This is a genomic window from uncultured Maribacter sp., assembly GCF_947496775.1.
Lineage (GTDB): Bacteria > Bacteroidota > Bacteroidia > Flavobacteriales > Flavobacteriaceae > Maribacter_B.
Genome location: NZ_CANMDU010000002.1, coordinates 242485 through 267701, shown reverse-complemented (window position 1 = coordinate 267701; position 25217 = coordinate 242485). Strand labels below are relative to the sequence as shown.

Genomic DNA, 25217 nt, shown 5'->3' with positions numbered 1-25217 from the left:
CTTATTCTTTTTCTACAAGCAAAAGTTTTTCCCCATGCCACGGGCAGAATTTCCAACTACCACTTAACAGCTCATTATCCGTTGGACATTTCTTTTTAGGAACCAAAGACCCCAAAGGCAAACGCCAATTAAAGCTTTCTCCGTTATAAAAAACAGAAAAATTAGAGCTTGATGTTGGGTCCAAAATTTTACTTCCTTTTTCATCAATCCCCGGGAAAACGTAAAATTCCATATTCTTGCCCATTTGTCCAATAATATTGCTCAGTGTAGGTTTTAGAATATTCAATAAATTTTTAGTTTCATCTGGTAGCTCCTCTTGGTTCAATGGCTTATAAACCATACTTTTATCTGTAATTATTTTAATAGATTCTAATTCATTGTACGAAAAACCTAAAGCACCAACTTTACCATCTAAAGCGGCAATTATAGTATAATTTTCTACACTACGAATAATGTCCTGCTTAGCTTCTTCCGTTACGTTCGGATTTCCTTTTAAAGCTACCTCCCAATACATGGTAGGAATCCACCATATAAGCTTCATATTCTCCCCTGTCTTCTTCCATTGCTGTACTTCTTTAATAAATACTATCATATCTACATCTTCAGTCTGACTGAAAGCCTGTCCATACGATGCCAAAACCAATATTAGTGTTGCTATATACTTTTTCATTTAAAATTTCTTAAAAATTGATTTATTAAAAGATTAATGTCTTCTGATATTTTGAATTTATATAAAATACTCAAATAGATACTTATAATTAAAATACTCTTTAAAAGTATCGCCAAAATAGGATGTATAGCAAAAGGAATAAAATAAAACAAAGTTCCTAAAAGTAAAAGAATAAAAAGAACAAAAAATGTCTCTTTAGATAGTGGGCTCATATTAAATTTCCTCTTTACAAAACCTAACTTTATAGAATTATAAATAAAGAATGCTAAAAAACTTGCTATTGCGGCCCCGTTTAAACCATACTTAGGGATTAACCATAAATTAAATAAAATAGTAAGTATGGCCAATAGAACTCCTAAAAGTAAAACGGCTCTATAAAAATCAGAATTAAATAAGATAGAGTTATTATTACCCAAAAGAGCATCATATACTTTTGCCATTCCTATCCAAGCTACAATTACAAACCCGGCTGTATATGTTTCCGGAAGAAAAGAATATAAATCTTTTAAATTAACCAATAACAAAAGAAACAATAACCCAGAAATACTAAATAGAGTTAAGGAACTCTTTTTATACAATTTTTTAAGTTCCTTATATTTTTTTTTATTCAATAATTCTGCTGTTAATGGATATGTAATTTGATGCATAGCTCTAGAAGGCACTGCGATTGTAGAAGCCATAAAGCCTGCCACACTGTAATATGCAACATTCTCTATCTTTATAAATTGGTTAATCATTACTTTATCAACTTCTAACAGAACTATAGCCGTTGATCCGCCTAAAATAATCAAGGCACTATAAATAATTATATCTCCAATATCATCTGGTATCTCAATTTTTAATGAAGGCATGCGTAAACGATAAGCATATATTTTCATTATGAGCATCCGCATAATATATACCGCAGCCAAAAGAACTAAAAAAGTTTCTACCGTAATAACTTTAAAATGAATAAGCCCTAATAATATTGTTACTCCTAGTCTGCAAAAAATTTCTTTTAAAAAATTTCCAAAAAAAGACTTCATATGAACTTTCCCCCAAGCATAAAAAACTTCAAAATATGCCATAGCCAAGCCTATAACAAAGACATACCAAACATAATCCCTTACAATTTCATTTTTTTGAGATAAAAAAGTGGCAATTGTGTCATTAGCAATATAAGACAGAGCTCCAATAGGAAGAATTAATACTAAAGGAAGTAAAAGCATTAAGCTTAAAAAACTATCTTTCTTTTCCTTTTCTTTAAAAGTACTATAAAACTTAATTATAGTATTCGGAACTCCGAAAGCCATTAAAGGCATTATTACAGCCGAAGCGGATAAAATTACTTGCACTAAACCAAAATACGCATCCGTTAAAAAATTGGTATATAAAAACAAAACATTAATAGCTCCTAAGGCAAAGCCTAAATAGGTAACTATAGTATTACTAATTGCTTGTTTTCTAACTATTCCCATTACAGATGTTTCGCTAATTGTTCTGTCAATGCCTTTCTACTGTATTTTTCTATACTTTCCGAAGTATTTTTCAAATTCCTTTCCAGATAAAGATTAAACCACTTTAGTATAGCCCCTTTTAATGCTTCTTTATTAGAATACAAAAATGCCTTGCCTGTGTTCGTTTCTTCTATTAATTGCGCTACCTCCCAATTCTTTGGGCCAATCCCTAGTATAGGTCTCCCTGCTGCCATATACTCAAATAACTTACCCGGAATGATACCTTTAGTTTCATCCGAATCTATCTCTATTAAAAGTAATATTTGTGATTTTCTTTGAAAAGAAACTGCTTTTTCATGCGTTAAATAACCTACAATTTCAGTGTTAGGAATAAGACCGTGCTTTGTAATATTCTTTAAAACATCATCACTTACAACTCCAACTAACTGCAACTTAAAATGAATTTTAAATTGCTCATTTTCCTCCACTAACTCCGATAATGATTGCCATAAGCCGCTAGGGTCGCGACCTGTTAACAAGGATCCTATATGGGCTAAGGTGAAATCTTTATCTAAATCTTCAGCATTAGAAATAGAAGTATCATATCCGTTTGTAATTACCTCTATAGGTTGTTTTGTGATTAAGCCAAATTCTTCTTTTGTAGTTGCGCTGGTAACAATTATTTTATCCGCTGCATTTAATACTTCTCTTTCTAATTGCTTATGCTTCCTTTTAGATCCTGTTGTGAGTTTTAATTTTTTATGATAACCAATACTAGTCCAGGGGTCTCTAAAATCAGATACCCAGCTTATATCCAATTTTTTCTTTAAACCTAAACCTATTAAATGAACACTATGCGGTGGACCTGTGGTAATTATAGTTTTTATATTTTCCTTTTCAAGTACTCCCTCTAAAAATTTTATGGAAGGTTTTACCCAAAATTTACGAGCATCCGGAATGAATAAATTTCCTCTTATCCATAGAAACATTTTTTCTACTACAGATTGTTTTTTGGTCCGAATAAGCCCTGAACTTATCCTTTTGGTTTTTTTCGATGAAAGCATACTTGCCAGAGCATAAGGTTCAAAAATAGATTGCCTATAAATAGTAATTCCTTCCGGAACTTCTTTTAAAAGCGATGTGTCTTGAATAGGATAATGCGGATTCTTAGGAATATACAAAATAGGTTCCACATTAAAGTCCCTTAAATATGTAATGAATTTTAGCCAACGTTGCACTCCCGGACCTCCTGCTGGAGGCCAATAATATGCGATAATTAGCACTTTTTTCATTACTCCGTTTCTTTTCTTCGAGATCTCCAAAAAGTAAAACCTAAACCTGCCAATATTAGCACCCCTAATAATGAAGAACTAGCTAAGGCTATGGTACTACCTTCTTGCACTACTTTTGGTTCAAACTTAAATTCAATAGTATGTTTTCCTGCCGGAATTTTTAACGCACGTAAAACATAATTTACTTTAAAATGATCTGTTAGCTTACCATCGATATAGGCGTTCCATCCATTACCATAATGCATTTCTGAAAATACAGCAACACCAGCATTTTTATTATTTGATGTATATGTTAGTTGATTTAACTTATAATTTATTAATCTAATAACGGTAGTAGAATCTGTTTGAAAATTAAACCTATTGATTGTGGGAAAAGCTGCGGTATTTACAATAGCTTCATTTTTATTATCTAAAGTATCTAACTTTCGAATCTCTTCATTAGCAGAAGAAACAGGGATTAGTTTTTTAATAAACCAAGCATTACCATTAGCTTCCGGATTGGTTGCTGGATAGCTTCTGCCCTCTTCATCTTGCTGTACTACATACTTTACGTTTAGCATATTTAAAACACCAACATTGCCTTTATACAGATGAAATTCGAATAAATCTTGAATACCTGCTGGTTTTGCAGCATGATAACCTCCTATAGATTTATGAAAATAAGACGTACGCGCTCCATTTAAGCCCTCCTGAGGATCATACACTCTAAAATTGCCCTTATCCTTTGCTATTTGTAAGTCTACAGAAGTTTGTTTAAAAGGTTCATTCATTTGCCTTTTGCTAACAAAATCATTCTTATTCACATATCTTTTATCAACTCCAACTAAATCTACCAGTATTAAGATTCCAAGGCCTAAAACTAGAATATTCTCTTTTATTTTCCCTTTAATATAAAGCCATAAAACTACCGCAGCCAGAACTACAAACAATAAAGAACGTAAGGTATCACTGGTATAAACTGCTTCTCTATCTAACTGAATTAATGACATTAACTCATCTCCGTAATTTTGTTTAATAAAAGCATCATCACTACCAGAAAAATTAAACATTCCTTTAAATAGCAACAAAGCTATTAATAAGCCTACGACCGCCACAAAAGCTATTTTTAGTGCATTTATCTTTTTAATTACCGTAGTAGAATCTTTAAATAAAGCATGCACAGCCAAAATACCCAATACCGGAGCACAAAGTTCTAATATAACTTGTATAGAAGAAACCGCTCTAAATTTATCATACAACGGAAAATAATCAATCATAAAATCCGTAAGTAGACTAAAGTTCTTTCCCCAAGATAAAACCAAAGAAACAAGAGTACCACCTAATAACCACCATTTTGCCTTACTTTGTACCAAAAACAGACCCAAAACAAATAAGAAAAAAATTACCGCTCCAATATATGCTGGCGCTGCTACTCCTGGTTGATTTCCCCAATACAAAGGTAACCTACTAGAAAAATTAACGGCTTGCGTTCTAGAAATTCCTTGATCGGTTAAGAAATTAAATGTTTTAGAATTTTCTCCTAAATCTTCCCCATTGGAACCTCCAAACAGCCGAGGAACAAAAATATTTAAAGATTCTACAATTCCATAACTGTATTGTGTAATATATGCTTTACTAAGACCTCCTTTATTTTCTTTTGGAGAACCATCTGGGTTAATTGTTAATTCAGATTTTCCACGTGTACTCCAGTCCGCATATTCCTTGGTAGCCATTAGTCCTGTTGCATTTGTTGCTATTCCTAGAACTACCGCTAATAATAATATACCTATAGAAATTGCAAAATGCTTTAATTTCTTTTTTAGTATCGCATCTACGAGATACACCCCACCTAAAACCAAAATAAGAAGCATACAGTAGTAAGTCATTTGGTAATGATTTGCGCCTACTTCTAAAGCCATTGCTATGGCAGTTAGTACAAATCCCCAAATATATTTTTTCCTAAAAACAAGAATTATCCCTCCTAGCAACATAGGTAAATACCCTATAGCATGTGCTTTAGCATTATGCCCTACTCCTAAAATAATTATTAGATAGGTAGAAAACCCAAAAGCCAATGCTCCTAAAGCAGCTAATCTATAATCCACCTTTAAGCAACATAATAGAATATAAAATCCTAGAAAATAAACAAATAGGTAATCCGCAGGTCGCGGTAAAAAACGAATTAAATTATCCAGTTTTTTTACATAGTTATGAGGATAATAGGCCCCCAATTGAAAAGTTGGCATCCCGCCAAAAGCACTATTCGTCCAATAAGGCTCTTCCCCCGTTACTTTTCTAAAGTTATTTTGCTCCTTGGCCATACCTGTATATTGAACAATATCGGATTGTTGTATAACTTTACCCTGCAATACAGGATTAAAGTATAGCAAAGCTGCTATTACGAAAAATACAAGAACAAAAAAATGTGTAAGAAGTGATTTAAAACCTAATTTCATTGGAATACTATAGTCATTGATTAATCCAAAGATAGTTACTCTATCTCTTCAAAATCAATATACTCCCCAACTTTTTTATTATTACTCCGTTTTGGTGCCGTTTTTTTATCTATAATAACATCACCCACTTGCTCCTCTCGAGTAGAATTTTGCGAAGAGAATCCTCCCATTTTTTCTTTAAAATGCGCCTCCGTTTTCTTGGCAGCATAACTAAGTACTCTTGGTGCAAACCATTTTGCCACAGTTTTCAGCAAATAATAAACCAAAAGAATAACTAAAATTGTCTTTAAAAATGCCATTTTATTTTAAATGATTTATATCAAAAATACAATTCTACCGTTGTAATAGCAGAGCAAAAGTCATAAAATAATACTAAAATGATATTCATGGGGCATCCATTTGGAATGAATAAAACAAAAAAAACACTCTTTATATTGCTGTTTGCTATCCCAATTCTGGGAATTTCGCAATATACCGATGTCATAAATTCTAATAGACCTGGGCAATCTGTTAGCGCCTATGCTATAGGAAAAAATGTGATACAAGCAGAAATGGGTTTACTTTATGAACAACAAGACCATAGCTTACTAAACACACAATCTAACATTTGGGGTACTGAAATAGCTTTAAGATATGGACTACTTTTTGAGCGGTTAGAAATTAATTGGGAAGGTATTTTTCAAAATCAAAAAACTACGTTTTTAAATACTAATACAGAAGTATCAAATACGGATTTTAATAGAAACAGAATTGGTTTAAAATTTTTAGTCTACGACCCTTTCAAAAACCCTGAGTATAATAAACCAAATTTGTATAGCTGGAAAGCCAACCATAAATTTCAATGGCGTAACTTATTACCAGCAGTTTCTGTTTACGGTGGTGCTAATTTCCTAATTGGTGACAACCCTTTTTATCTAGGAGACCCAACCATTTCTTATAGAGCAATGGTAGCAACACAAAGTAGATTAACCCCCCGTTTTGTTATGATTACTAATTTCGCTTATGACCGAATTTCTACTGATTTTCCAGAAATGAGTTATTTGGTTTCTATATCTCATGCATTTAGGAATCCTAAATGGAGCGTGTTTGTAGAAAATCAAGGAATTAAAAGCGACCGATATGCCGATAATCTTCTTAGAGGTGGGGTTGCGCACCTATGGAGTGAAAACTTACAAGCTGATATAAATTTAGGGGCTAGTTTTAAAAATACACCATCCAGAGTATTCATCTCTATGGGAGCTTCATATAGGTTCGATATGCATAAAGATAAATTAATACCTATTGATGATCAAAATGCCGGAGAAAATGGAGGGCCTATAAAAAAGAACTCCATGAAAAAGAAGAAGAAAAAGAAAGAAAAAGATGGAGGTTCTGGCGCTGAAGACATAGATTTAGCTCCTTCTAAAAAACAAATGAAAAAATTAAAAAAGGCAGAAAAGAAAAAGAAAAAAGCCAAAAAGAAGGAAAAAGAAAAAGACGATGGTGTAATAGAGTTTTAAATTATAGAACTTAAACATCCTTAATAGATTTCTTAGAAGAACACTGGTAGTTATACATTTGAACTATCTTTGTTCTTCTGTCTTTTTACTTAGACAGGTAATTTTATAAACATCATAAAAAATGCCTTTTAAAAAGTTACATCCTTCTCTTAAAGAAGCTCTAGAAAGATTACTTATAGAATCTGCTACCCCTTTTCAAAAAAAAGTAATTCCTAAAATTAAAAGTGGAGCAAATGTTTTTGGCATTGCTCCTAAAGAGAGCGGCAGAACAACTGCAATGATAATAAACACATTGCATAAATTACAATGCCAATCACAAGGAGATGCACCAAGAGCAATAATTATAGTAGAAAACAAAAAAGAAGCTCATGAATTATATGACAAATTTTTTGCTTTTACGAAATACACAGATTTAAGGGTATATAAAGGGTATGAAGAATTGCATATAGACATTCAGAAATCCGAAATTTATATGGGAATTGATATTCTTATTACTACACCCAAAAATATTCAAAAGCTTTTCCTTACCAATGGCGTAAGTGTTTCCCAATTAAAAATATTTTTTGTAGATGATGCTGATTTTCTTATACAACGTAAAGAAGTAACTATTTTAACGACAACATCTGAAAGTATTAAAAAATGTCAGTATGTAGTATTAGCTAAAAAACTAAGCCCAAGATTAGAAAAACTTAGAGATTATTTTATGGAGAATTCCGTTGTCGTTAAAATCTAAAAACATATAATTTCTTAAACCTACGATTACTATTCTTACCTTGTACCTTATTCCCCTAGTTATTCTAAAAATTTAGTATGATACTTTTAAAAGAAGCCATTACAAAAAGTGATTTAAAGAAATTCGTTAAGTTTCCTTTTAGTCTTTATAAAGATTGTAAATTTTGGGTTCCTCCTATAATTAATGATGAGTTAGCCACATTTAACAAAGATAAAAACCCTGTTTTTAAAGATGCTGAGGCACGCTTTTTTCTTGCGTATAAGAATAATACAATTGTCGGCCGTATTGCTGCTATTGTAAACTGGGTAGAAATAAATCAGCAAAAAGTAAAAAAAATGCGTTTTGGTTGGTTCGATTTTATTGATGATACGGAAGTTTCTGAAAAACTTTTAAATAAAGTAAAAGAAATTGGACAAAATTACAAGCTAGAATATATGGAAGGCCCTGTCGGTTTTTCGAATTTAGATAAGGTTGGTGTTCTTGTTGAAGGGTTTAATGAAATGGGAACTATGATAACGTGGTACAACCATGAATACTATGCTAGCCATTATGAATACTCAGGTTTTGTAAAGGAAAAGCAATATGAAGAAAACCGCTTTCCATTCGCCAACGCGGATCCCAAATTTTTTGCTAAAGTGGACAAAATGGTACAAACTAGATACAAAGTTAAACCACTTTCTTTTACAAAAACTGAAGAAGTTATGCCTATGGCAGACAAAATGTTCGATTTATTCAACGAAAGCTATGCTAGCCTCTCTTCCTTTGTTCCTATAAATGATATTCAAAAAGCCTATTTCAAAAAAAAATACATAAGTTTTATTAATCCGGAATACATAAAATTCATTTTAGATAAGGATGATAAATTAATTGCATTTGGTGTTGTAATGCCCTCATTTACAGAAGCATTACAAAAAGCAAAAGGGAAACTTTTTCCATTTGGTTTCTACCACTTGTTAAAGGCTAAAAAACATAGCAAAGATGTGATCTTTTATCTAATTGGGGTGCATCCCGAATATCAAAACAAAGGAGTAACCGCTGTAATGTTTAATCAATACCATAAAACATTTTCTTCCTTAGGAATACAAAACTGCATTCGTACTCCAGAATTAGAAGATAATATTGCTATTAAACAAATTTGGAAACATTTTAATCCAGAAGTCTATAAAAGAAGAAGAACGTATAAAAAAAATCTTTAAAATAATCATACATTATTCGTATTCCGCCAGTATAGCATATTTAATCAGAAATAAAATATAAATATCGTCATAGGAAAGATTGTCTAAAAAACCATTTAATAATACATTTTATTATTTGGAATAATCCATATATATGGTTCTTTTTTGTAAATACTCATCTATACCATAGATTCCGTCTTCTCCACCCAAACCAGATGTTTTATGCCCAGAATGATATCCTTGAATATACCCAACAATACCTCTATTTATAAAAATAGTTCCTACTTGTAAAGAATCTATTGCTTTTTCATGAATTCTATAATCATTAGTATACAAATACGCTGACAAGCCTTCTTCCCTTTCATTATTCATAGACATAGCCTCCTCAAAACCAGAAACTTTTATTATTGGCAAAACTGGCGCAAACAATTCATTCTTTGTAGTTGCCTGTCCATTTTTAACGTTCGTTAGTATTGTTGGCTCATACCAATTTCCCTTTTCAAATTCTTTTCCATCTGGTCTACCTCCTCCTAATACTAATTCTGCACCTTGCGTAATATTTTCTTTAACCAAACCATCTACACGCTCCAAGCCTAATTTACTTACATTTGGTCCCATCTGAACATTAGAATCAAACGGATTTCCTACTCTTATCTCCTTTACTCTTTTTATTAATTTATCTGTAAACTCATCCGCCACCTTCTCATCTACCATTACCATTTCATTACAAATACAAACTTGTCCGCAATTAGCATATCTAGATATTGCTGCAGCTTCTACTGCCTTATCAATATCCGCATCATGACAAACAATAAAAGGTGCCTTACCTCCTAATTCCAAAATCATCCCCGTAATATTGTCTGCCGCAGCACGATACATTGCTCTACCTGCATTAGTACTTCCTGTTAAACTTATTAACTTAGTTATAGGACTCTCTACCAATAAAGACGCGGCTTTAGCACTCTTTGTAGAAACCATATTTACAATACCTTTAGGAACTCCGGCATCGTGTACTAAACGACAAAATTCAGATGCTGTTACAGGTGTTAGTTCATGAGGTTTTAACACAATACTATTACCAGTGACTAAGGCTGGCCCTAATTTTCTTCCAATTAAAGCTAAAGGATAATTAAAAGCACATAATGCTACTGTTACTCCATAAGGAACTTTATAAATAGTTAAACGCTCTTCTGGGTTCTCAGAAGGAAAAACAGCCCCTTGAATACGTCTTCCTGCTTCTGCTGAGTATATTAAATACCTAACCGTGTCATCCACTTCACCTAAAGCTTCTGGCCAAGTTTTCCCTTGTTCCATTACTAATAATTTAGCAAAATGCTCGCGCTCTAACTTTAATCTATCTACAATAGCATAAATGTAATTAGCTCTTGTTTGCGCAGGCAACAACCCCCAACTTAATTGGGCTTTTTCCGAAGTTTCTAAAGCATATTGAACATCTTCTATATTACAAGCTGTAACTGTTGCAAAAACCTGATTACTAGCAGGATTCTCCACCTCAATGGATTCTCTTGTAGAAGATTTAAGCCACTCTCCATTAATATAACATGGGTAATGCGTAACTGCTTGTTTCATAATTCTAATTTTAAATATTTAATTAAATTTTGGTTTTCGTTTTTCTACAAACGCTAAAAAACCTTCCTTAGCATCTGCTGTATCGTAAAGAAAATTCACCGCTTCTGTCTCCAATTGCAAAGACGCTTCTGCACTTAATCCTTTATGATTCTGAACATATTTTTTAATAGCAGACATAGCTTTTCCTGCTCCTTGGGCAAGATTATTAACATATGTATTTACTTCTTTATTAAAAGCATCTTTAGTATATATATGATTGAATAAGCCATATTGATACGCTTTATCCGGAGATATAGAATTTCCAGTAACTAATAATTCCATTGCTCTACTTACCCCTATTAAATCAATTAATCTAGGAGTTCCGCCATTACCTGGCATTAAACCAAGTTTTACTTCAGGCAGACCAATCAAATAGTTTCCTTCACTCGCCAAACGAATATCGCAAGCCATTATCATTTCTAAGCCCCCACCCAAAACATGTCCTCTAATAGCTGCTACTACAATCTTATCGCTAGATGTTATTTCTCTGCTAACTTCTTTTGCTGCCAAGACCATATCTGCATTTTGTTCTGAAGTGTTAGTGCTAAATATTTTAATATCTGCTCCAGCGCAAAAAAACTTTTCCGAGGTACTATTAAGCAAAATCACCTTTACCTCTTTATCTTGGCTTGCTTTACGAATAGCACCACTCAACAATTTTAAATAATCCAAATAATAACTATTTGCAGGAGCCCTGTTTAAACTAATTGTTACCACCGCATTAGATTTATTTACTAATAGCTGAGATGTTATATCATCCATTCCTTTTATATTTTAAAACAATACTTTAGCTTCTTCAAATTTAGAATAACTATAATCTCCGAACTTAAAAATAAACTAATCTAAAATATTTTTAAAGAAGTAATATCCTTATTTCTAATATCCTATTGCTCTAGGTCTTTGCGTTCCACTGTCATACTTTTTTCCTCGCTGTCCCGTTAATTCTTCAAAAAAATGATAGTACGAACCATAACCTCCATGTTTATTCTCTTGTTCTAACCTTTCTTGCTTCCATTTATTAAATCTCTGAGTTGCGGTTTTTTGATCCCCAATCAAGAAAAAATAATCATTTTTAGAAATTACCTTTCCTTTTTTATCTGTAAGCTCTAAATAAACATAAAATTTCTCTTTTACGTTTTTAAGAACCTTTTCTTCTATTCTAAAGAAAGATTGAGCACTATTTTCTTTAATACTTGCAACATCAAAACTCTTTTGAGATAAAACTTTCCCTGAATCGTCCTTTATTTGAAATTTAACATTGCAGTCTTTATAGGACTTATAGTAATCATTTATCACCCAAATATTCCCTACAAATGGTTCTTTAGTACTCCATCTTCGTTTTTTAAATTCGAAATTTACTAACAAAGGCTGATACGCTTTTTGAACAAAATTATAAGACCTTTTTGGTTTCTGATAGTTATCTACAATGCCCCATTTCATATCTGGACCATAAGTAATATAATGGCACAGAGCTATACCGCTTAAACTAGGTTTATCCCTTCTAAAATGCTCAATACCATTCTGGAAAATAATACCTTGAGAATCTTGTGTGGCATTAACAAATTCTTCCAATGAGCTTTTCATTTCACTTCCGAATACATCCCAATTCTGCATACGTAACCTTATTAAATCTGCCCAATGGTGGCCCCAACTTAATCCGGGAGGCCATAATTCTTCTTCAGGAATAAATTTCTTTAAACTCTCTACGGATGGTACAGATGTTATTGCGAACTCGGGCACAATGGGATATCCATCAGCTTTTGTTTGATACCAATCTTCATGTAACCACTCCCCCATATCATAAAAGTAACGCAATGCATGTACCGCTTCTTTTGGCTTAAATCCTGCTTTTTGAGCAACATGATCTGTCATTGGAGAATCAGGAACGTATGGTAATTTTGCATACGCCTGAAGAGAATCTCCTAGGCGCTCTAAGAATTTACGCCCAAATTTTGGATCTCTAGTGCGAAACATCATTTCTTCTCCTCCTTCCATCATAATAAGAGAAGGATGGTTACGCCTTTCTTTAATTACCCGAACGCCTTCATTGAATATTTCTGCAAGATTTTTTTCATCTGTCGGTATATTACCGGTACCTAAAGGAATCATGTCTTGCCATATAGTCATTCCCATCTCGTCCGCATACCGATAGAATTCTGGTATCTCTGGAGGATGCCAACCAAAAATTCGAATATTATTCATATTCATTTCTTTAGCCAAACGAATTAACTCTTTATATTCTTCAACAGAAGTTCTTCCTGTGAAAATATCTGGTGGGCCACCCCAACATGCAGAGCGGATAAAGTGAAATTTGCCGTTTATATAAGTGGATCTAGGAAAAGTAAGATCTACATTTTTTACAAATCCAGGATTCCATTTAGAAGTAACTTCTCTAATACCAAATACGGTCTCATTAACATCATGATTAATATCTCCTTCTTTTAAAGAAATTTTTGCTTTGTATAAATTTGGTTTTCCCAAATCCCAAGGATACCATAATTGTGCATCCTTTACTTTAATATTTTCTTCTATTTTATGGGTCCCGGGAGGTATGGTTTTAGAAAATTCAACTTTTATATATTTCATTTTAAAATTCTTCCCTTCCAAAGATGCAATAAAAGACATTTCTTTTGCTGCATTTGTTGTATTCTCCACAGTCATTTCTAAATTTACATCCGCAGAACCATCTTTATTTATAGTATTATTAGCATAAACATCTTTAAAACGTACCTTCCCTGTTGTCACTAATTTAACTGGACGCCAAATTCCTATTGGCGTTAAATCTCTCCAATAATCTCCGAACCATGGTGTTTTTTTACCAGCTACAAATGCGTTCACTTGTGGTGGTGCATCTAACTTTATTACCAACATATTCTTGCTCTTAAGAACATCATCCTTACTTATTCTAAGAAACTCATTTACATTAAAAGAGAATTTAGAAAACACACCTTCATGCTTCCCTAAATAATGCCCGTTCAACCATACTTCGCATGCATAATCCACTCCTTCAAAAAGAACATCAACCACTTGATTTTCAATATCTTCTGTAACTCTAAATTGTAAAGCATACCACCATTCGTATTGTTGTACCCATTGAGCTTTAACACTATTACGTCCAAAATAAGGATCCTCTATTACCCCGGCCTTCCATAAATCTGTATAAACATCACCCGGTACAGAGGCATTATTCCAAACTAAAGTCTCTATATCTTCTGATGGAAGCTTATGTAAACCTTTTTTTACTCCTTCTCCTGGAAGCATCATTTTAAACCGCCATCGCATTCCACTAAGATCACGAACAGATAGGCTATTTTCATCGTGAGAAAGGGTTGTGTTTGGCTGACCATAAACCAATGAAACCAAACAAAATATTACGGCCATAGTCAAAATAATTCTTTTGTTCATTTTAAAGTAACTCAGCATAATAAATATTTTATACACAAATATACTCAACAAAACAATTATTTCAAATACAAAATATAAATTTATATTTGAAGTATACTGAATTTACAATCGAACATCTTACAGCAATGTAAGTATGGGAACAAACTATATGTATGGCATAAAAAAAGTCCTAAACAATTACATTATTTAGGACTTACTATATTTACAAAGTAAAACTTACTCACCCATTGCAGCAGAAACAGCCGCAGATAGCCTTTTGTACGTTCCATTTTCTAATCTTTCCCTAATTGCTGAGAAAGCTGTTAATGTCTCTTCTACATCTTGTAAAGTATGTGTGGCAGTAGGTATTAAACGCAATAAAATTAACCCTTTTGGAATTACTGGATATACCACAATAGAACAGAAAATTCCATGATTTTCTCTTAAATCTTTTACCAAGGCCATTGCCTCTGGAATACTTCCGTTTAAATATACTGGAGTTACACAGCTAGTGGTTGTACCAATATCAAAACCTTTTTCTTTAAGGCCCGACTGTAATGCATTTACGTTTTCCCATAATTTAGCTTTAAGCTCTGGTTGCGTACGCATCATATCTAAACGCTTTAATGCCCCCTTTACATATACCATTGGTAATGATTTAGCAAACATTTGTGAACGTAGATTATATTTTAAGTAATCTATAATCTCTTGATCAGCAGATACAAATGCTCCAATACCAGCCATAGATTTTGCAAAAGTAGCTAAATACACATCTATATCATCTTGCACACCTTGTTCTTCACCTGCTCCAGCTCCAGTTTCCCCTAAGGTTCCAAAACCATGAGCATCATCTACCAATAGTCTAAAGTTAAACTTTTTCTTAAGAGCTACAATTTCTTTAAGAATTCCTTGCTCTCCTCGCATTCCAAAAACTCCTTCGGAAATAACTAAAATACCTCCGCCAGTTTGTTCCGCCATTTTTGTGGCACGCTGTAAGTTTTTTTCTAAACTTTCTGGATTGTTATGAATAAATGTAAAACGCTTACCCATATGTAAACGCACTCCATCAATTATACAAGCATGACAATCTACATCATAAACTATTATATCATCTTTGGTTACCAAGGCATCGATTACAGACATAAATCCCTGGTATCCAAAATTCAGTAAGTACGACGCTTCTTTTTTCGAAAACGCAGCTAGTTCATTTTCTAACTGCTCATGATATTCTGTATGACCACTCATCATTCTTGCTCCCATCGGGTATGCCGCGCCATACTCTAATGCTGCCTCTCCATCTACCTTTTTAATTTCTGGTAAATTAGCAAGCCCTAAATAATCATTAATACTCCAAGTTATAACATCGCGTCCTTGGAATTTCATTCTATTAGATATTGGTCCTTCTATTTTAGGAAAAACAAAATATCCTTCAGCTTGGGAAGCCCATTTTCCAAGGGGGCCTTTATTTTCTATAATTCTTTCAAATAAGTCTCTCATCGCATTACTTTGGTTCTGCCTGCAAAAATAGATATTTTTACTAAGGTTTCATAAAATATTAATGCACAAAAAAGCAGCTACTTTTTTAGTAGCTGCTTTTCTATAAGTTATATAACTTAAATCTTATTTTACAATTTCTACTTCTGGTTTCTCTTCTACTGTGGTAGTATTTAAAAAACCCTGATTTTCCATCCAAGTATCACTATACACCTTACTCATATATCTAGACCCATGGTCAGGGAAAATAACTATTACATTACTATCCTTAGTAAATTCTCCTTGCTCACTTAATTGTTTAATTGCTTGTACTACCGCTCCACTAGTATAACCTACAAATAGTCCTTCAGATTTAGCTATAGCTCTTGCCATATGGGCACTTTCTTCATCTGTTACTTTTACAAATTTATCTATTACACTAAAATCTGTAGCAGTGGGGATTAAATTTTTCCCTAATCCTTCTATTCTATAAGGATAAATTTCTTCTTGGTCTACTTTGCCTGTCTCATGATAACTTTTTAAAACTGAGCCAAAAGCATCCACACCTATAACTTTAACATTTGGATTTTTCTCCTTAATGTATTTTCCTGTTCCAGAAATTGTTCCTCCTGTACCACTACAAACTACCAAATGGGTTAAATTTCCGTTTGTTTGTTTCCAAATTTCGGGACCAGTTGATTTATAATGCGCCTCTAGGTTTAATTTATTAAAGTACTGATTTATGTATACAGAACCCTTTGTTTCACTATGTAACCTCTTTGCTACTTCATAATACGACCTAGGATCATCTGCGCTCACATGTGCAGGACAAACATAAACCTTGGCTCCCATTGCACGTAACATATCTATTTTATCCGCAGAAGATTTATCACTTACTGCTAAAATACATTTATATCCTTTAAGAATACTTACCATAGCAATACTAAAACCAGTATTACCGGAGGTGGTTTCTATTATAGTGCTACCTTTAGTTAGTATACCTTTACGCTCTGCTTCTTCAATTATATGTGTAGCTATACGATCCTTAGACGAGTGTCCTGGATTAAAAGCCTCTACCTTCGCGTAAAAATTACCAGTAAAACTAGAAGCTATTTTATTAAGCTTAATTAGGGGGGTATCTCCTATTAATTCTAGGACATTATTATAAGCATTTATCTTATTTTCCATAAAATGGTATCTAAGTTAAGAAGATTATCAATTATACAATTGACAAAAATTCAGCTACAAAATTACTATTTTTTTTGACTTAATGGTGTTTTTCCCTCTAAATCTAATATAAAGGCATATTCCTTAGCCACTTCTTTTAAGGACTCGAACCTACCTGAAGCCCCTCCATGACCAGCATCCATATTAATATTCAACACTAAAATATTAGTATCCTTTTTATACTCTCTTAATTTTGCCACCCACTTTGCTGGCTCAAAATATTGCACTTGAGAATCATGCAAACCTGTAGTAACTAACATATTTGGATACTTCTGCTTTTTAACCATATCGTAAGGAGAATAAGATTTCATATACTCATAAAATACTTTTTCATTAGGATTTCCCCATTCATCATACTCGCCCGTTGTCAATGGAATAGAATCGTCTAACATTGTTGTTACTACATCTACAAAAGGTACAGAAGCTATAACACCATTATACAATTCCGGAGCAATATTTATAACAACACCCATTAATAAACCTCCTGCAGAACCTCCCATTGCATACAAGTGCTCGGCACTTGTATAATTGTTTTCGATTAAAAACTTAGAACAATCTACAAAATCCGTAAATGTATTCTTCTTTTTTAGAAGCTTACCATCCTCATACCATTGTCTACCTAAATACTCTCCGCCACGAATATGAGCTATTGCAAAAATAAAACCTCGATCTAATAAACTTAAACGAATAGTAGAAAAATATGGGTCAATCGTGGAGCCATAAGACCCATAAGCATATTGCAATACAGGAGTTTCCTCATTAATATTTGTGTTTTTATGATACACTATAGACATTGGCACTTTAACACCATCTCTGGCTGTTGCCCAAATTCTTTCGGACTTATAATTATCTTTATTAAAAGTACCACCTAATACTTCTTGTTCTTTTTTTATAGTTTTTTCTTTTGTGTCCATATTAAAATCTATAACTGAACTTGGTGTTGTCATTGAATTATATCCGTATCGCAAAATATTAGTATCATAATCCGGATTAGTACCTACATAAGCGGTATAGGTTTCATTTCCAAAAGGCAAGTAATAACTACTGGCATTATCCCATCTAACTATTTTTAACTTATTTAACCCATTTTCCCTTTCAGAGAGAACATAGTAATTTTTAAAAATATCAATATCCTCTAACAAAACATTTTTTCTATGCGGTATAAAATCTTTCCAATTTTCAGAAGTTGTAGCCTCTTCGCTAACTTTCATTAGTTTAAAATTGGTTGCTTCATCTTTGTTGGTAAGAACATAAAAAGAATTTTCATAGTGCGAAATAGAATACTCCACTCCTCTTACTCGTGGTGAAAACATAGAAAATTCCCCATCAGGGTTATCGGCATTTAAAATTTGAACTTCAGAAGTTAAGGTACTATAGGATAATATTGCAATATATTTTTTAGACTTAGTTTTATATACTGCAGTGCCAAAGGTATCATCTTTTTCATGAAAAATAAGTAAATCGTTCTCTGCTAACTCCCCAAATTTGTACTTATAAATTTTATCAGAGCGTAAGGTTACACTATCTTTCTTTGTATAATAAATAGTCTTATTATCATTTGCCCATACTGCTCCACCTGTAGTATCTTCTATTCTATCTGAATAAATCTCCCCAGTCTTTAAGTTTTTAATTTGAAGTATATATTGTCTTCTTGAAACAGTATCCACACCAAAAACCGCTAAATTGTTATCTGGGCTAATTGAAATTCCTCCAATTTTAAAATAGTCATGACCTTCGGCCATTTCGTTTCCATTGAACATAATTTCTTCAGGTGCTTCTAATGTATCTTTATGCCGAGAATAAATTGGATACTCCTTACCAGTTTCATAGCGAGTAACATACCAATAACCATTTTGCTTATACGGTACAGAAGAATCATCCTCCTTTATTCTAGATTTCATTTCAAAAAACAAATCATTCTGAAACCCCTTTGTATGTTCCGTTACCTTAGAATAAAACTCATTTTCCTTATTTAAGTATTCTATTACTTCTTGATTTTCTCTGTCATTTAACCAGTAATAATTATCTACCCTAACATCCTCATGTTTTATTAATTCTTTTGCTATTTTCTTTGCAACTGGAGCAATAGGTTTTGTCATATCTTTTTTATCATTTTGGCAAGAATATGCAAAAGTAATACTAATTAGAAAAACTATGCCTTTCATATATACATGTAGAAGCTTAATTTAAATTAAACATTTTGTAATTTTGAAAGTATAAATTTTAAATATAAAAAATATGTTCGGAGACATGATGGGTATGATGGGAAAACTCAAAGAAACCCAAGCTAAAGTAGAAGCTACAAAAGTAAGACTAAATACAGTTACTTTACAAGAGAACTCAGCTGACCAATTGTTGAACGTTACAATAACAGCCAATAGAGAAATTAAAGAAATAAAAATTGACGATAGTTTATTACGAGACAAAGAACAATTAGAAGATTACCTAATACTAACAATAAACAAAGCCATAAACAAAGCAACTGAGGTAAATGAAACAGAACTTGCAGCAGTAGCGAAGGACGGTATGCCCAATATTCCGGGAATGGATTCGTTATTTAAATAAATGGCAAGTTATTTGCTGTATAGCATATATAAAATATATATTATGAAACGTTTTTTGATATTACTATTATTTCCAGTTCTTCTTAGCGCACAAGGTGACCTACACGGAACTGATGATGTTAAATGGTTAACGAATTATGATAAAGCCCTAAAAAAGGCGAAAAAGGAACATAAAAATGTTTTAGTATATTTTACAGGAAGTGATTGGTGCCCCCCTTGCAAAAAACTTAAAAAAGATTTATTTGAAACGACTGAATTTTCAGAAATTTCTAAAGATTACATTCTTCTTTATGTAGACATTCCCAGGAATAAAGATTTATTAACTAAGGAGCAGTTAAAACATAATTATGAGTTAGCATCTAAGTACAATGAAAAGAACACTGTACCCTTGCTTAAAATACTAGATTCTAAAGGAAGTTCTCTTGATGAATATTCTGGATATAGTATGACGGGAGAAACGCAATACCATATTGAGCTTTTAAAAAAGCATCAGTAAAAACATATCCTAAATCAAAAAAGGGACATCTAAAATAGATGCCCCTTTTTTTTGGTTGGTAATTAAATTTAGTTGTTTATCAATCTAAATTCAGTTCTTCTATTAACAGCATGCTCTCTTTCTGTACAAGAAACACCTTCTCTACATCTGTTTTTTACTTTATTTTCACCATAACCATTAGCTACTAATAAGCTAGAGTTAATTCCTTTCGTAATAAGGTAATCCGCTACTGCTTTTGCTCTTCTTTCTGATAAATCTTGATTAGAACTAGAATTACCTCTAACATCTGTATGAGAAGCAATTTCTAACTTAACACCAGGATTCTTTGCAAGAACAGGCATTAATCTACTATCTATAATACTCTTAGCAGCAGAAGTTAATGTAGCACTTCCTAAGTTCCAGTTAATAGGTAAAGCTTGGTATTCAACTAATGAACACTCTACTTCTTTCCAAGTAGTTAAACCTCCTTTTTGCTTTAAAACCTCTTTAGATATAGTTTTAGTAACCGCAGGTACAGTTTCTTCAGTCGTAAAAGCATCTTTATCCAAAACGGTTTTAGTAATTGTTTTATATTCTGCAGAAATTACAGTCTCTACAACCTTAGCTGGCTCTAAAAGAACTCTTTTAGTATAGCTAGCATTCTTAGAACCAATTGGTGTTTTTGCTACAGAGGCATCAGCTCCTAATACTTGTGTATCTATAGTAGTAAACTCAGCTGGGTAACCTTTATAACACCAGTATCTACAATCATCTGGATTACCAGAAGCACAGTCAGGCGCAGAAGCTCCTAATTCCCATTGCGCATATGCTGGCTTAATTTCAATAGTTTCTGAAGATGGTCTAAAACTAGCTGGAGTAATTCTTAATGTGTTACCTCCTTCTTTAGAAACATAAGAAACAGTTTCTGTTCCCCATTTTTCTGGAACAACAGTTAATTTTTTTCCAGCAGCCTTTACTTCTACTCTTTCTGTTACTGTTTTAAAAGTTGCTGGAACCGTTTTTAAAACTTTATAAGCTGGCTTTACAGTTAAAGTAACTGTTTCATTCACATATACATCCGGTGTAGTACAACGAACATAACATTTTCCTGGTTCTGGATTAGCCGGCAAATCCTGAGCCAATGTTACTGATGCAGTCATTACTGCAAAAAGAAATAAAATTTTTTTCATAATGGTAATAGTGTTAATTAATGTTAAATAATTATAGTCAAGCGAATTTACCTCTAACAGGAAAAAATTGCATTAACTAAGGGCTAAAATACCATAATAATCGATAAAACGCATAAAATGCCCGACAAAATACATCTTTTATTTAGAAAAAGTTAACATTTTGAAACGTTACAGATGTTTTGTTTCTATGAAAAATAATTTAACTTTAAAAGAACTAATCCTCTCTACTATGGTACTTATAAAGAAAGACAATGAAAACGAATATCGCTTTAAATTAAAAGCTCAAAATGGAAAAGTTTTATTAACTAGCATTTCTTTTTCTAATAAAAAAGAAGCTTCTAATACTATAGAATATTTAAAATCTAGTCCTTCAAAAGAGTTATCTTTCGAAAGAAAGACAAATTTCGAAGGGAAGTTTCTTTACAATCTCAAAAATGAACATGGCTCCTTAATAGGTCATAGTCAATTATATTCTTCTGAAGCGGGTTTAGAAAATGGTATTTCTAATTTAAAAAGAAGAATTAACTCTTTATCTGAAGCGGACTTACTTTAAACTTAACAAAATCGACAAAAATGCTTCATGTTGTTCTTTGGTATAATCTAAATGCGTAACTATCCTTAATTTACCTTGCCCCATTCCAATTAACAATACCCCATGTTTTGAAAGCTGATTTATAAATTCCGTTTCAGATTTATAATTTTCATCTATTTCAAAAATTACAATATTGGTTTCAATAGGTTCCACTTTTTTAATAAAAGATAAGGTAGATAGTATTTTACCAATTTCCTTTGCTTTATCGTGGTCCTTTTTTAATCTTTCTATGTTGTTATCCAAAGCATAAATTCCTGCTGCCGCCAAGTAACCCGACTGACGCATACCTCCTCCAAAAATCTTACGAATTCGCAAAGCCTTATTCATTGCATCTTTACTTCCGACCAAAACGGATCCTACAGGACATCCTAAACCTTTACTTAAACAAACACTGATAGTATCAAAACAAGCCCCATATTGCTTTGGCGTTTCCCCTTTAGATACTAGAGCGTTCCATAATCGAGCACCATCCAAATGATACCTCAAATTATTAGTCTTACATACGTTTTTAATTTTTTCCAATTCCGAAAATTCCCAACAAGCACCACCGCCTTTGTTTGCAGTATTTTCAATACTTACCAATGTTGTTAATGGACTATGATAAAAATCTGGAGGATTAATCGCTTCTTCTACTTGGACAGCGGTTACCATTCCCCTATCCCCATCTAACAATTTACAACATACTCCACTATTAAAACTAACGCCACCTCCTTCATAATTATAGATATGAGAGTATTTATCGCAAATTAATTGATCCCCAGGATTGGTATGTAATTTTATAGCAGTTTGATTTGCCATTGTTCCACTTGGAAAAAATAATGCTGCTTCTTTACCGAACATATTCGCTACTTTATTTTCTAAAGTATTTACAGTAGGATCTTCCTTAAACACATCATCCCCCACTTCTGCCTGCATCATAGCTTCTAACATTGCTTTAGATGGTTTAGCAACTGTATCGCTTATTAAATTTATCTTCAAAATAGTACTGTTTATTATAATTAAATTTAATGCATACAATTCATTCCTATTGGTGACCCGTCAGGAATTTTAGGGGAGTTTATTATTGCAAAATTTCTCGGATTCTCTTTAAAATCAACAATTCTTCTATACATTTCTAAAGAATTCATATCACTTTTACTTGCAAGAACTCCTTGAAGCTCATTTAACTTTAAATAAGCTAGTGCATTTACTTGAGCGTGCACTTTTTCATTATTTGCAAGCTGCATTAGATAATATAAAACCCTATAGTTTATAGTATTTTGTACTTGCTGAAAATAAATATCTTTATGCGTTTTTTTTATAGTATTATCAATTAAAGAGACTAACACTTTATTTAACCCTAAATTATTATTATCTAAGGCTTTTTGTTGAATTAATCTAGATGCTCTCTCAGGGTGTAATAAAAACCTAAGGGTCATATCTGCTACTGTTTCTGCCGCAGAAAGAGCATCAAACGAGACTCCAGTTCTCCCCATTAAAGATTCTCTAGATTTTCCATAACCAATGGCGCGTGGAGGAAACAAAGCCAATTTGTTTTTAGGAATAGCAACTACACTAGCATCCAAAGTTTTAAGGATACTATTTAAAGCTTTTGTTTGTTCGTTTTCAGGAATGACTTTTACCGTAAATTGCCCGTCTCCTTTTGTTGTATAATTATAATCCAAACCTCCAACTATCTTTGTAGCCGCTTCGGTTTGATACCTATGAAAAAAGTATACTGGAGCAAAAACATCCTCTAAAACTGCGTAGGCCTCACCCTTTTTTATGTTGTCTTCCGAAAAATTTTCTATAGCCAGTTTTCTTACTTTTAACACTTCCTCCAACGCATCGGTTATGCTTTTGCCATTATCCCACAAATGAGCAAGTGCATGAGCACCACCTGCAGGCCTTGCATCTTGGTCAGAAATATAACGTAGTCCTTGATTTTGAGCTCTTTTTAATATTTCATTTAATCCTTTTTTTTCCTCATTCTTACTTGAAAATTCGGAATATGAATATGCTACTGTAACCTTATCCCATTCCCCTATTCCCGATGCATAAGCATTAGAAAAATCTATCTCATTTTCCTTAATAGAAAATTGAGGGTGCGGATAATCCATAACAGATGCTCTATTTACGGCACTAGCAGCAAAATTATGAGCAAAACCTAATGTGTGTCCTATTTCATGGGCTGAAAGCTGGCGGATTCTAGCAATAGCCAAATCTAACATCGTTTGGTAATTATCGTCTCTTTCTGCAAAAGGCTTATTCATTAATGCTTGAGCTATTAAAAAATCTTGTCTAATACGTAAACTCCCTAAACTTACATGCCCTTTTATAATTTCTCCGGTTCGCGGATCTGTAATACTACTGCCATAGCTCCACCCCCTAGTAGAACGGTGTACCCATTGAATAACATTATATCTAACATCTAACGGATCTGCATCATCTGGTAGTATTTTTAGCTGAAACGCGTTTTTATACCCTATTGCTTCAAAAGCCTGGTTCCACCATCTTCCTCCTTCTAACAAAGCAGAACGAACGGGCTCTGGCGTACCATTATCCAAGTAATACACAATAGGTTCCACTGCTTCACTAATTACTGCGTCCTTATTCTTTTTTTCTAGTCTATGTCTAGTTACATACCTCTTTGTAATAGACTCTTGTACTGGAGTAGCATAGTCATAATAAGAAAAGGGGTAAGATCCACATCGCGGGTCGAAAACACGTTTTTTATATCCATTATCGGGCAAAGCAATAAAAGAATGGTGTTGCGCTACCGTAATTCTACTACTATTTGGTGCAACTGATTTTATGTGTCTTCCTTGTGCTTCTCCTGTAAAAGTTAAAAGAACATCAAACTCTACATTTTTAGGAAATGCTTTAGTTCTTTCTAAATCAAAGGCACTCTTAGAAAGATCTAAACTATAATTCCCTTGTTTTAGTTGTTTTAATCTTTTGGAAACTCCATGCGTGTCTTGCATTAAGAAATTGGATATATCAATAATATACTTTCCATTTTTCTCTTCTTCAATTTTAAAACCATATAGTACAGATGTAGCAAAAGCTTGCTCTACTGACTTTTTCTCTAAAGTGTTATTAGTTAATGCTCTATACTTAAGGTTTGGCTGTACCAACAATAATTTATTTCCTGCTTTCTTAAAATAAACAACCTGCTCATTTCCTAATTGCCCCCTGTCTAAACCAATATCATTACTTCCTATACCACTACTTAAAGAATACACATATAAAAACTCCTTATTAAGTTCTGAAACCTCTAAATAAACCTTATCCTTCTTATCATCATAAAAAAAACTGTATAACCCAGTATACTTACTATATTCTTTCCTGTTTTCTGTAAATTGTGCTTTAATATTTACGGATATAAATAGAATAAGCCCAAAGACATAAAATTGTTTCATAATACAAGTAATTGATTTTCTAAATTTATAGAAAATAGATTG

Annotated in this window: 20 protein-coding genes; 6 read left to right on the top strand and 14 right to left on the bottom strand. The window is 32.8% G+C overall.

Annotated features, from left to right (window positions below; genetic code table 11):
* Position 1 precedes the first annotated feature (1 nt).
* Genes Q0856_RS05740 through Q0856_RS05720 form a run of 5 tightly spaced genes read right to left on the bottom strand, consistent with a single transcriptional unit; the run spans position 2 to position 6132 of the window.
* The gene (locus Q0856_RS05740; protein WP_298503377.1) at positions 2–670 is read right to left on the bottom strand and encodes a hypothetical protein; all 669 of its coding nucleotides are present in this window, start codon (positions 668–670) and stop codon (positions 2–4) included.
* Entirely contained in the window at positions 667–2127 is a 1461-nt protein-coding gene (locus Q0856_RS05735; protein ID WP_298503375.1) for a polysaccharide biosynthesis C-terminal domain-containing protein, read from the bottom strand. Before Q0856_RS05735 ends, Q0856_RS05740 begins: the two co-directional genes overlap by 4 nt.
* Positions 2127–3398 (bottom strand): glycosyltransferase family 4 protein, encoded by a 1272-nt coding sequence (locus tag Q0856_RS05730; RefSeq protein ID WP_298503374.1) that lies wholly within the window; start codon positions 3396–3398, stop codon positions 2127–2129. The genes Q0856_RS05735 and Q0856_RS05730 overlap by 1 nt, the downstream gene beginning before the upstream one ends.
* Entirely contained in the window at positions 3398–5833 is a 2436-nt protein-coding gene (locus Q0856_RS05725) for a YfhO family protein (protein WP_298503372.1), read from the bottom strand. The genes Q0856_RS05730 and Q0856_RS05725 overlap by 1 nt, the downstream gene beginning before the upstream one ends.
* A gap of 35 nt (positions 5834–5868) precedes the next feature.
* Positions 5869–6132 carry a DUF4834 family protein gene (locus Q0856_RS05720; protein WP_298503371.1) on the bottom strand — a complete coding sequence of 88 codons (264 nt, stop codon included), beginning with the start codon at positions 6130–6132 and terminating at the stop codon, positions 5869–5871.
* An 87-nt stretch (positions 6133–6219) separates the two neighbouring features.
* On the opposite strand from Q0856_RS05720, the gene Q0856_RS05715 reads away from it, so the two are divergent.
* The 3 genes from Q0856_RS05715 (at position 6220) to Q0856_RS05705 (ending at position 9261) form a co-directional block, all read left to right on the top strand.
* Entirely contained in the window at positions 6220–7332 is a 1113-nt protein-coding gene (locus tag Q0856_RS05715; RefSeq protein WP_298503369.1) for a transporter, read from the top strand.
* A gap of 121 nt (positions 7333–7453) precedes the next feature.
* The gene (locus Q0856_RS05710) at positions 7454–8065 is read left to right on the top strand and encodes a DEAD/DEAH box helicase (protein ID WP_298503368.1); all 612 of its coding nucleotides are present in this window, start codon (positions 7454–7456) and stop codon (positions 8063–8065) included.
* 77 nt (positions 8066–8142) lie between these two features.
* Complete coding sequence (locus Q0856_RS05705) at positions 8143–9261, top strand: GTP cyclohydrolase (protein WP_298503366.1); 1119 nt, start codon at positions 8143–8145, stop codon at positions 9259–9261.
* 111 nt (positions 9262–9372) lie between these two features.
* Here Q0856_RS05705 and Q0856_RS05700 read toward each other — a convergent pair whose 3' ends face one another.
* The 6 genes from Q0856_RS05700 to Q0856_RS05675 form a co-directional block, all read right to left on the bottom strand.
* Entirely contained in the window at positions 9373–10830 is a 1458-nt protein-coding gene (locus tag Q0856_RS05700) for an aldehyde dehydrogenase family protein (RefSeq protein ID WP_298503365.1), read from the bottom strand.
* A gap of 18 nt (positions 10831–10848) precedes the next feature.
* Positions 10849–11631 carry an enoyl-CoA hydratase-related protein gene (locus tag Q0856_RS05695; RefSeq protein ID WP_298503363.1) on the bottom strand — a complete coding sequence of 261 codons (783 nt, stop codon included), beginning with the start codon at positions 11629–11631 and terminating at the stop codon, positions 10849–10851.
* Positions 11632–11745: 114 nt separating this feature from the next.
* Positions 11746–14274: a sugar-binding domain-containing protein gene (locus Q0856_RS05690; protein WP_298503361.1), complete on the bottom strand. Its 2529-nt coding sequence runs from the start codon at positions 14272–14274 to the stop codon at positions 11746–11748.
* A gap of 216 nt (positions 14275–14490) precedes the next feature.
* Positions 14491–15750, bottom strand: coding sequence for an aminotransferase class I/II-fold pyridoxal phosphate-dependent enzyme (locus Q0856_RS05685; protein WP_298476260.1), 1260 nt, complete (start codon positions 15748–15750; stop codon positions 14491–14493).
* 123 nt (positions 15751–15873) lie between these two features.
* A complete protein-coding gene (locus tag Q0856_RS05680; protein WP_298476263.1) occupies positions 15874–16914 on the bottom strand; it encodes a pyridoxal-phosphate dependent enzyme in 1041 nt (346 codons plus the stop codon).
* Positions 16915–16979: 65 nt separating this feature from the next.
* On the bottom strand, positions 16980–19118 hold the full coding sequence (locus Q0856_RS05675) for a S9 family peptidase (RefSeq protein WP_298503360.1): 2139 nt from the start codon (positions 19116–19118) through the stop codon (positions 16980–16982).
* 73 nt (positions 19119–19191) lie between these two features.
* Between Q0856_RS05675 and Q0856_RS05670 the strand changes: the two genes are divergently transcribed.
* Complete coding sequence (locus tag Q0856_RS05670; RefSeq protein ID WP_298503358.1) at positions 19192–19518, top strand: YbaB/EbfC family nucleoid-associated protein; 327 nt, start codon at positions 19192–19194, stop codon at positions 19516–19518.
* Positions 19519–19560: 42 nt separating this feature from the next.
* Positions 19561–20013, top strand: coding sequence for a thioredoxin family protein (locus Q0856_RS05665; protein ID WP_298476272.1), 453 nt, complete (start codon positions 19561–19563; stop codon positions 20011–20013).
* 68 nt (positions 20014–20081) lie between these two features.
* Here Q0856_RS05665 and Q0856_RS05660 read toward each other — a convergent pair whose 3' ends face one another.
* Positions 20082–21182: an OmpA family protein gene (locus Q0856_RS05660; protein WP_298503356.1), complete on the bottom strand. Its 1101-nt coding sequence runs from the start codon at positions 21180–21182 to the stop codon at positions 20082–20084.
* Between the two features lie 187 nt (positions 21183–21369).
* Between Q0856_RS05660 and Q0856_RS05655 the strand changes: the two genes are divergently transcribed.
* Entirely contained in the window at positions 21370–21735 is a 366-nt protein-coding gene (locus tag Q0856_RS05655) for a YegP family protein (RefSeq protein WP_298476278.1), read from the top strand.
* On the opposite strand, the gene Q0856_RS05650 is transcribed toward Q0856_RS05655, so the two are convergent.
* Positions 21727–22752, bottom strand: a complete 1026-nt coding sequence (locus Q0856_RS05650) for a GntG family PLP-dependent aldolase (protein WP_298503354.1) — start codon at positions 22750–22752, stop codon at positions 21727–21729. The genes Q0856_RS05655 and Q0856_RS05650 overlap by 9 nt on opposite strands.
* Positions 22753–22778: 26 nt before the next feature.
* The gene (locus tag Q0856_RS05645) at positions 22779–25175 is read right to left on the bottom strand and encodes a zinc-dependent metalloprotease (protein ID WP_298503352.1); all 2397 of its coding nucleotides are present in this window, start codon (positions 25173–25175) and stop codon (positions 22779–22781) included.
* Positions 25176–25217: the final 42 nt, after the last annotated feature.